Source organism: Neobacillus drentensis (assembly GCF_036965645.1).
GTDB classification, from domain to species: domain Bacteria; phylum Bacillota; class Bacilli; order Bacillales; family Cytobacillaceae; genus Neobacillus; species Neobacillus drentensis_D.
In genome coordinates, this window is record NZ_JBALPZ010000097.1 from 1 (window position 1) to 9,911 (window position 9,911).

The following is a 9,911-nucleotide window of genomic DNA, read 5'->3' on the forward strand; positions in this document are numbered from 1 at the left end:
GCTGCGGCGGTCATTTTTTGTTATTGAGCTACTAAGAGGATATTATGTTCCATTCATTGTTTATTAAAAAATTATACACTTGAAAATACATAGATATCTATGTATAATGAAAAACATGATAAAATATGACACAGCATCAAAAGTTGGTAAGATTAGAGACGCAGTAAACCATTTGATTTTGTCGGAGCTTAACAAACATGGAGTGGATGGTATGGCCCCATCTCATGGGGATATTTTAGTGTGCCTTTATGGGAAAAATGGCATATCCGTGAAGGAGCTTGCTGAAAAAATTCATCGCACTCAACCGACCGTAACCGTTTTAATTGATAAGTTACAGAAACTAGGGTTTGTAGAGAGAAATAAGAGTAAGGAGGACAGTAGAATAACTTTAATCAGTCTTACGGAAAAGGGAACCCAGCTGGAACCGATATTTCGTGAGATCTCAGAAAAATTAAACACGGTCATTTATGGCGGTTTAACGCACACCGAAAAAGAACAGTTGGAATATTTGTTAGAAAAGATTCTTACTAGATTTTAATTTTTTTAAATAAATAGATAGATGTCTATGGAATTTAGATTTACTGATTAGTAAGTGCAATAAGAATAATGAAAGGAGAGGTAAAATGATTCGATTTGAACAAGTATCGAAACAATTCCCTAATGGAACCTTTGCTGTAAAATCCTTAGATTTCGAAATAAAGAAAGGCGAATTTTTTGTCATGATTGGTCCAAGTGGTTCTGGTAAAACAACCACGTTAAAAATGATGAATCGCCTCATCGAATTATCAAAAGGTTGGGTTTGGATTAATGGGAAGAAAATAAGCGATTATGATATCAATGAACTTCGTTGGAATATTGGCTATGTCCTTCAGCAAATTGCACTTTTTCCACATATGACAATTGCGGAAAATATCGCAGTTGTTCCGGAACTAAAAAATTGGAGCAAAGAAAAGATTGCTGCTCGTATTGATGATTTACTAAATATGGTGGGGCTTGAACCCAGTGTGTATCGAAATCGTAAGCCTAGTGAACTTTCAGGGGGGCAGCAGCAACGAGTAGGTGTAATAAGAGCTTTAGCTGCTGACCCGGAAATTATCTTGATGGACGAACCATTTAGCGCGCTTGATCCATTTAGCCGGGAAAAATTACAGGATGATCTGCTTGAAATTCAACGAAAACTGAAAAAAACCATTGTGTTTGTTACTCATGATATGCATGAAGCTTTAAAGCTAGGGGATCGTATTTGTCTGATGAAGGATGGAGAAATTGTTCAAGTTGGTAGCCCGCACGACCTCTTAACCAATCCTGTAAATGATTTTGTACGTGAATTTGTAGGCAATCGGAAATTATCAATTCATTTAGAGGAACTTATCACTCCCATTACAGGAGAACTAGAATTTGTGTCCGATACGAAAACCATATCCCTATCAACTCCAGTAGATGAGGTATTAGAACATCTTGCATCGTTCGAACACATTTCTGTAGAAGAAAATGGAAAAGCAATCGGGAATATCAGCCGACAAAATGCAATGAAGGTAATGTCACGATATTTGAGAGAGGGAGGGCAAATTCATGAGTAATTTGATAAGTGTTTTGTCAGACCGGAAATCTCAGATCTTGAACGCCCTTTTGCAACATCTAGAAATATCGTTAATAGCTCTTTTTTTCTCATTAATGATTGCAATACCTCTAGGGATTTATTTAACACGAAAACAAAGAATAGCAGAATATATCATTGGCATTACTGGAGTGCTGCAAACCATACCTTCTTTAGCGTTATTAGGTCTTCTCATTCCGCTTTTTGGAATAGGTACCGTACCTGCTGTGATTGCACTGGTCGCTTATGCGCTGCTTCCCCTGTTACGCAATACCTATACAGGAATAAAAGAGGTAGAACCATCATTACTGGAAGCAGCCAGTGCCATGGGAATGAACAGAAGAAAAAGATTATTAAAAGTCGAGCTACCTTTAGCCATGCCTGTCATCATGGCGGGTATCCGAACGGCTGCTATTTTTATTATAGGAACGGCCACGATTGCTTCCTTAATCGGGGCAGGTGGATTAGGGGATATTATTCTACTTGGAATATCCCGAAATGATTATTCAATTATTGTCCTCGGAGCTGTACCATCTGCACTTTTAGCGATTATTTTTGACCTTCTGCTCCGAAGGCTGGAAAGAGTTTCCTTTAAAAAGATCATGGCCGCCTCAGTTGCTCTTGCGCTGGTTACCATTCTAATTATTGGTTCTATGGTTGCTCCGGCCCTTTTACAAAATGAGCAAAAGACGATTGTGATTTCTGGCAAATTCGGTTCAGAGCCGGAAATTCTAGACAATATGTATAAATTATTAATTGAAGAAAATACAGATTTGAAAGTGAAGCTAAGAACCGGATTAGGCGATACGACTTTTGTTTTTAATGCGTTAAAATCGCAGGATGTTGATATTTACCCTGAGTTTACGGGGACAGCGATTGCTAACTTATTAAAGGAGAACCCTGTAAGTACAAACAGTAAAGAAGTCTACACACAAGCAAAAGATGGCATGGCAAAAAAATATAATATGGCATTGTTAGCTCCAATGAAATTTAATGACACTTATGCGATAGCGGTCCCAGAAGATTTTGCAAAAAGGTATAATCTGAAAAAAATTTCTGACCTAGTAAATGTAGAGCAATATGTTACAGCCGGTTTTGATTCGGAGTTTGCCGACATAAAAGATGGATACCCAGGTTTGGCACAGAAATATGGTTTGAATTTAAAAATTGTTACCATGGACCCGTCTGTAAGGTATCATGCCATTCAAACAGGCAAAGTAAATTTGATGAACGCCTATTCAACGGATGGTGAACTGCAAAAATACCATCTGGTTGTTCTTGAAGATGATAAGCATTTCTTCCCGCCATATCAAGGTTCACCTCTATTGCGGCAAGAAACAATAGATCAATCCCCAGAGATTGTACCAGCATTGAACAAACTGGCCGGAAAGATTACCGATAGTCAAATGCAAAAAATGAACTATGAAGTTGGTGTAAAAGGAAAGAAAGCTGAAGATGTGGCAAGAGACTTTTTAACTAAGGAAGGTCTCTTGAAAAAGTAATTGATAAGGAGGACTTAAAATGAAGGCAGTTGTATTGGAAAAACCTTGTAGAGCAGATGAATTAGTTGTACAAGAAGTACCCACTCCTAAAGTAAAGCCGGGGTGGGTGCTTGTAAAAATTAAATCGTTTGGTATCAACCGGTCGGAGATTTTTACGAGACAAGGGGATTCTCCGTCTGTAAAACTTCCTCGAATTATTGGAATTGAATGCGCAGGCGAAATTGAAGACCCATCAGATAGTTCTTTTCAAAAAGGTCAACGGGTTGTATCCCTAATGGGAGGACTTGGACGTGAGTTTGATGGGAGTTATGCGGAGTATGCGCTAATTCCATCCTCACAGGTTTATCCGATTGACAATGATATGGACTGGGTGGATTTAGCAGCTATCCCTGAAATGTATTACACAGCATATGCCTCTCTTTTTGATACGCTTCAGCTTAAAAAGTGTGAAACTATGCTGATCCGTGGAGGCAGCAGCTCTGTTGGACTAGCTGCATTGCAACTTGCTAAAAGTGTCGGCGCAACTGTCATTTCAACGACACGAAACATGGAAAAGTTAGAATTTTTAAAAGAACATGGTGCGGATTTTGTGCTACTTGATGATGGAAGTTTATCAGAACAACTTTTCTCCCTTTTTCCAAATGGTGTAAACAAAGTTTTAGAACTAGTAGGTACGGTCACGTTGAAACATTCACTGAAGTTACTTTCCCATCACGGTATCTTATGTATGACTGGAATTTTAGGCGGTGAATGGGTGTTGGGAAATTTTGAGCCTATGATGGATATTCCTTCTGGTACGTATTTTACTCAGTTCGATAGCGGAGTAAATTTTAATAAAGAATTGCTAGTTGAACTATTCGACCATATTGAACAACATAAAATGAAAGTGCCTATTGCACAGGTTTTCTCATTGGATGAAATACACAAGGCGCATCAACTAATGGAAAGTAATGCGGCTAATGGAAAGATTGTTGTTGTTAATTGATAGTGTAACTGCCTTTGAGTAGAGCTAGTAGTCAAAGAATTAGTTAGGAGTTGTATTGAATTAGTTTTAAAGACAAATAAATATTCGCTAGCTTTCGCTATACTTTTAGCAGTATTTTCTGCCATTGGTCCGTTTACCATTGATATGTATTTAGCTTCATTTCCTAAAATGATGGGCGATTTTGGGACAAAGGCTTCTATGGTCCAAGCAAGCTTGACCTCTTGTATTTTAGGGACCGCTTTCGGTCAAATCATCATGGGTGCATTAAGTGATGTTCATGGCAGACGTAAACCTTTATTGTTATCTATGATCGTGTATGCTCTTTCTTCTTTCTCTTGTGCTTTCGCACCGAACATTACTATATTTATCATTTTGCGTTTCCATCCAGGGATTTGCAGGTTCGGCTGGTATTGTTATTTCTCGTGAAATTGTTCGTGATTTATTCAGTGGTCTAGAACTGACGAAGTTTTTTTCGCTCTTAACTATCATCGGGAATCTAGCTCCGTTGATTGCACCGCTTGCAGGAAGTGCCATCATTTCTTTTACTCCTTGGGTAGGTATATTTATCTTTTTAGGTTTTTTTGGGATCTTATTATCAACTTTAACAGCATTAAAAATCAAAGAAAGCCTGCCTGCAGCACGGCGTGTTTCTAGTGACTTCATGGGGTTATTACGCAATTTTAAAGATTTGCTAAAACATAAGAGATTCATGGGATACGCTCTTGTTCAGGGCATATTGTTTTCCGGGATTTTTGCCTACATTTCCGGAGCTTCATTTATTTATCAAAATATTTTTGACGTGACACCGCAAGTGTTTTCTTTTGCTTTTGAATTGAATGGTATTAGCCTAATTCTAGGGGCTCAAATGGTGAAATTATTAGCAGGACGGATTAAAGAAGATCGTATTCTTCTGATCGGGCTTGCACTAGCTTTTATAGCTGGGACGATTGTCTTGATCGAAGTCCTTTTTCAAGGTCCGTTTATGATGTTATCATTCCGCTTTTCTTTTTAAACGCTGCGATCGGTATTACAGGTCCGACTTCTTTTACATTAGCGATGGAATCGCAAGGGCATATTGCTGGCAGCGCCGCCGCACTCTTGGGTGTTATGCCAACTTTATTAGGTGCCGTTACGGCCCCACTTGTCGGGATTGCAGGTGAATATTCGGCAGTACCATTCGGGGTTATTATTTTCACAACGAGCTTGTTGTCTATCATCTCCTATGCAGCTCTAGCTAAAAATACTAAAACATCGCCTCTTTCCAAAAAAATGCGGGTTTAATATACAAATTGTGAGGAGTTATCTTTAGTAGAAGGAGTAAATATGAAGGTAAGTTATCAGACATTTAGGCCGGAAATGCCGATCTAAAACTAACGATTCAAATTATTCGCAATCTAATTTTTATTGTCAGTTAAGGACACTTTATAGAAGGGATTTATCCTTTCCTCTAAAAAAATTGACCCCCGCCAATAGGCAGGGGTTCATCCGTTTATCGCTTGGTCGTAGTTCTCTCTCAGTCGCTTTATATCTTCTTTAGGCGGAAAGCCAAACATACGAGAATATTCACGGCTGAATTGCGATGGACTTTCATATCCTACCCGGAATGCGACATCAGCTGCATCTGTCGACTCGGATAATAACAGCCGACGTGCTTCCTGAAGTCTGAATTGTTTTTGGAACTGAATTGGGCTCATAGCAGTTACTTGTTTAAAATGCCTATGAAGGGAAGAAACACTCATATTTGCTATTTCCGCGAGTTCCTCAATTCGAAAAGACCTTTCATAATTATTCATAATATGTTCGATAACGTCTTTGATAAGATAGGTGGAGCTTCCTTCTATTACCGTTTGTTCTAACACACTCCCATGCGGCCCTTGCAGAACCCTATAAAGAATTTCCTTCGTAAATAGAGGAGCCAGGATCGGAATATCGTTCGGATTGTCTAGCAAATCAACTAACCTGATGACGGCATCTAACATTGATGACTCCATCGGGCTGACAAACATCCCCCTCTTAGCATTCTCTTTTTTTCCACCTTGAATGTTAAAATCACGTAAAACATCTAAGATTTGGCTTGGTGTAAATACAAGATTGAGAGCCAGATAGGGTACGTCGGAAGAAGCTTCCACCACTTGGCCTGCAACCGGCAGGTCAACCGATGCTACAAGATAATCGGAAGGACTGTACCTAAAACGCTCCTGAGCGAGCATTACCTCCTTCGCTCCCTGAATGATAATACATAAAGAAGGCTTGTACACACTGTGCTTTAGATCGGTAACATGCGAGCGGCGAATAAAATATAAGGACGGAACCTCAGTCGTGTGAACACCATCCTGTCCTGAGTAACGCTCTATGAGTTCAGCGAGCTGAACCTGCTGTTTATAGATTTGAACTGACATAAGAGTCCCCCTAGTTCTTATTCTGATAGGTCCATTCTAATGCATATTGGCCTATTGCGAAAGAGGCTGTGATAGGATTAGGCAATTATTTGACATGATTGTGATACCAATCGTGTTTTCATTTGTTGCATAATGGGGATTGAAGATATTGCACAACTTAACAGGAGGAATATTTTATGCAAAAAGTTATTTTAAACAACGGTGTTGAAATGCCGATACTGGGTTTTGGAGTTTTTCAAATTCAAGATGAAAAAGAATGTGAACAAGCTGTTTACGACGCTATTATGGCAGGCTATCGTCTGATTGATACAGCTGCCTCTTATCTAAATGAAGAAGCGGTCGGCAGAGCTATTAAACGAAGCGGTGTGCCAAGAGAAGAATTGTTTATTACTACAAAATTATGGGTTCAGGATACAGGTTATGAGCGAACAAAGAAAGCATTTGAAAGATCGCTTGAAAGACTTCAACTGGATTATCTGGATTTGTACTTAATTCATCAGCCATTTGGCGATGTTTACGGTTCATGGCGTGCGATGGAGGAGTTGTATCATGAAGGGAAGATTAGAGCAATTGGAGTTAGCAACTTCTATCCTGATCGATTGACTGATCTCATTATTCATAATGAAGTTGTTCCTGCTGTAAACCAGGTTGAAACACATGTTTTCAATCAACAAATCGAAAGCCATAACTTAATGAAAGAGAACAATGTTCAGATAGAGTCTTGGGGACCTTTTGCAGAAGGCAAAAATAACATGTTTCAGAACGAAACTTTAGTATCAATTGCTGAAAATTATAATAAATCCGTTGCACAGGTGGTTTTACGATGGTTAACACAAAGAGGCGTCGTTGCGATTCCAAAGTCTGTTCGTAAGGAAAGAATCATTGAAAACTTTAATATCTTTGATTTTGAATTAAGTCAAGAGGATATGGAAAGAATGGCTGCCTTAGATACGAAACAAAGCTTGTTCTTTTCACATCAAGACCCTGAAATGGTGAAATGGATTGGTTCCCGTAAACTTGATATTTAATGTCTTTTCTTATTTACACAATTAAAATGATATTTTGGTGTGAGTCTACCACCTAAATACTGTTGTATGTTAAGGTGTTGAATCCATGAAAAAGCGTGTAAATTTTATACACGCTTTTTCCATTATTGTCTGTGGTGGAAAGACTATAAGTTTCTGCTATCGGACTGGGTTGCAGGGGAGTGATATGATTGAAGCGGGATCTCGATAATCAAGTTTTTGAGAGATTGCTATCTGTTAGAATCATATAGTCAAAATAGGTGGGAGATACAAATGAAAAAGACGTTTTATCTAATGAGACATGGACAAACAGAATTTAATAAAAGAAGGAAAATTCAAGGTTGGTGTGATTCACCACTTACAGAACTAGGAGTTAAACAAGCAGAGACTGCTGCAAAGTATATGAAGGAGCACAATATTGTGTTCGACCATGCCTATAGCTCAACATCCGAAAGAGCTTGTGACACTTTAGAAATAGTGACTGATATGCCTTATACAAGACTAAAAGGTCTAAAGGAATGGAATTTTGGGACTTTTGAAGGTGAAAGTGAAGATTTAAATCCATCCCTTCCATATGGTAATTTTTTTGCCAATTATGGCGGAGAAAAAGAAAAAGAATTCCAAAAAAGAGTTGCTAATACTTGTCAAAAAATTATGGAAGAAGAAAATGGAGTGGTTTTAGCAGTTTCTCACGGAGCGGCTTGTAGAAAATTTATGCAGTATTGGGAACATACAAGTTCCATTAAACAAAAAGAAAGAATAAGCAATTGTTGCATATTGAAATTTGAATATGAGAACAAAGAATTTAAATTAATAGAAATTATAAACCATCATTTTAATTGTTAATATTTTTAAAAAAATTAATGACAATCTGCAAGATTGCTATATCTAAAAAAGTATGCTTGAAAGCAAGGGAGGGCTAATATGTGTTTTCACGGTTAAAAAACTTGTTTGCAATTAAAGGTTATCGTTTATTCGTCATATGTATGCTGCTTGTCGGTATCGGTATTTCCATTACTCAGCCTTACTTATCCTTGTATTTTACTGAAGATTTTGGAATGAGTGCAGGAGCGTTTGGCGTTTTTATGGCGATTAGTTCCTTAAGTGGCGTCGTGGTAAACTCACTTATTGCGAAACATTCCGATACTGGTTTAGATCGAAAATGGCTGATTATTTTAGCCATGCTTTCCTCTGCGCTGGGATACGCTTCGTATTTAGTGTTTCATAACTTTTATATCCTGCTGATTGTCGTCTCGCTGTTTAATGGCATAGGAGCCGCTGCCATGCCGCAAATCTATGCCTCCGCACAGGAATCAGCGAATGAAAGCAACTCGGATGACAAGACGTTTGCGATGTCTACATTACGTTCTCTTGTATCGCTTGGTTTCCTAATTGGACCATTAGGTGGCACATTGATTTTGGGTGTGCTCGGCTATAAGGGGCTTTTTTTAGGGACATCCGCCATCTATCTGATCATTGCATCTCTTGTCATCCTGTTTCTACAAAAAAGAAAAACCGTACAAAAGGGTAAGAAGAGAACCAGTGCTGACTCCGCATCTTTAAAAAACAAGCAGATTATGCAGCCGCTTATCGCCTTTATCTTTCTATTTGCTGTCAATGCCATTAACGGTATCAATACACCACTTTTTATTGTGAATGAGCTTCATGGGACGCATACGGAAGTAGGATTGGTGGTTAGTATTTCAGCTGGTTTGGAAATTCCGATTATGATTGTTCTCGGTGCCCTGAGCAAAAAAATATCGAATCATTCCCTAATGATGAGCGGCTGCTTCATTTCGGTTATGTATTATATAATCTTAAGTGTATCGACTGCTTCTTGGCAGTTGGTTGTTGCGCAGCTACTGCAGGCAATAGCTGTTGCGATACTTATGGGTAATGGATTGAGCTATTTCACGGATTTGCTGCCTCATTCACTGGGACTGTCAACCACTATTTATTCCAATGGCTCGACCATTGGAAGACTAATAGGGAATCTTGGCGGCGGTGTCATTGCCCAGTTTGCAGGGTATCGAAATGTTTACTTTGTTTGTCAGTTTTTTGTGATTTTCGCGTTCTTTATATTATGGAAGACAAGAACCCATAAGGAAAAGGAAAAGGAAAACAAAGAATTTGAAATTAGAAAAGATGTGTCTTATAGGAGCTAGGTTTATGATGAAAAATGATTTTTTGAGATACTATTTTTATGGACAATGCAAATTGACCTAATTGAACTGAGGATAATCAAAGGGAGGTAGCTGCGGCACCTCCTTATCTTATACAAAAGTTAGTTTGGTGTTTACCAAGGAAAAATCTCATTTTTTATTAAGTATTTTACCATTATAATTTGTTTCGCTTATGGCGTATTAGTAAAAAATATACAACCAAACCTAAGTTGAGGTCAGG

General features: G+C 38.4%; 11 protein-coding genes. 10 read left to right on the forward strand and 1 reads right to left on the reverse strand.

The features are described 5' to 3' along the window. Window positions 1-211: 211 nt before the first annotated feature. The 7 genes from V7266_RS18925 to V7266_RS18955 all read left to right on the forward strand — a co-directional run bounded on the left by V7266_RS18925 (window position 212) and on the right by V7266_RS18955 (window position 5,365). Window positions 212-538, forward strand: coding sequence for a MarR family winged helix-turn-helix transcriptional regulator (locus V7266_RS18925; RefSeq protein WP_335469886.1), 327 nt, complete (start codon window positions 212-214; stop codon window positions 536-538). Window positions 539-623: 85 nt separating this feature from the next. After that, complete coding sequence (gene opuFA, locus V7266_RS18930; RefSeq protein ID WP_335469888.1) at window positions 624-1,580, forward strand: osmoprotectant update ABC transporter ATP-binding subunit OpuFA; 957 nt, start codon at window positions 624-626, stop codon at window positions 1,578-1,580. Further along, window positions 1,573-3,099, forward strand: a complete 1,527-nt coding sequence (gene opuFB / locus V7266_RS18935; protein ID WP_335469891.1) for an osmoprotectant update ABC transporter permease/substrate-binding subunit OpuFB — start codon at window positions 1,573-1,575, stop codon at window positions 3,097-3,099. The genes opuFA and opuFB overlap by 8 nt, the downstream gene beginning before the upstream one ends. 19 nt (window positions 3,100-3,118) lie before the next feature. Next, a complete protein-coding gene (locus V7266_RS18940) occupies window positions 3,119-4,084 on the forward strand; it encodes a zinc-binding alcohol dehydrogenase family protein (RefSeq protein ID WP_335469894.1) in 966 nt (321 codons plus the stop codon). A gap of 171 nt (window positions 4,085-4,255) precedes the next feature. Then, window positions 4,256-4,510: an MFS transporter gene (locus V7266_RS18945; protein ID WP_335469930.1), complete on the forward strand. Its 255-nt coding sequence runs from the start codon at window positions 4,256-4,258 to the stop codon at window positions 4,508-4,510. Beyond that, window positions 4,401-5,096 (forward strand): MFS transporter, encoded by a 696-nt coding sequence (locus V7266_RS18950; protein WP_335469896.1) that lies wholly within the window; start codon window positions 4,401-4,403, stop codon window positions 5,094-5,096. The genes V7266_RS18945 and V7266_RS18950 overlap by 110 nt, the downstream gene beginning before the upstream one ends. Window positions 5,097-5,191: 95 nt before the next feature. Beyond that, complete coding sequence (locus V7266_RS18955) at window positions 5,192-5,365, forward strand: hypothetical protein (protein ID WP_335469898.1); 174 nt, start codon at window positions 5,192-5,194, stop codon at window positions 5,363-5,365. Between the two features lie 200 nt (window positions 5,366-5,565). Here the strand turns inward: V7266_RS18955 and V7266_RS18960 are convergent, their stop codons facing one another. Continuing rightward, window positions 5,566-6,483 (reverse strand): AraC family transcriptional regulator, encoded by a 918-nt coding sequence (locus V7266_RS18960; protein WP_335469900.1) that lies wholly within the window; start codon window positions 6,481-6,483, stop codon window positions 5,566-5,568. Between the two features lie 176 nt (window positions 6,484-6,659). On the opposite strand from V7266_RS18960, the gene V7266_RS18965 reads away from it, so the two are divergent. The 3 genes from V7266_RS18965 to V7266_RS18975 all read left to right on the forward strand — a co-directional run bounded on the left by V7266_RS18965 (window position 6,660) and on the right by V7266_RS18975 (window position 9,673). After that, a complete protein-coding gene (locus V7266_RS18965) occupies window positions 6,660-7,511 on the forward strand; it encodes an aldo/keto reductase (RefSeq protein WP_335469903.1) in 852 nt (283 codons plus the stop codon). Window positions 7,512-7,781: 270 nt separating this feature from the next. Further along, complete coding sequence (locus V7266_RS18970; protein ID WP_335469906.1) at window positions 7,782-8,354, forward strand: histidine phosphatase family protein; 573 nt, start codon at window positions 7,782-7,784, stop codon at window positions 8,352-8,354. Window positions 8,355-8,434: 80 nt separating this feature from the next. Beyond that, window positions 8,435-9,673: a sugar efflux transporter gene (locus V7266_RS18975; RefSeq protein WP_335469909.1), complete on the forward strand. Its 1,239-nt coding sequence runs from the start codon at window positions 8,435-8,437 to the stop codon at window positions 9,671-9,673. Window positions 9,674-9,911 lie beyond the last annotated feature (238 nt).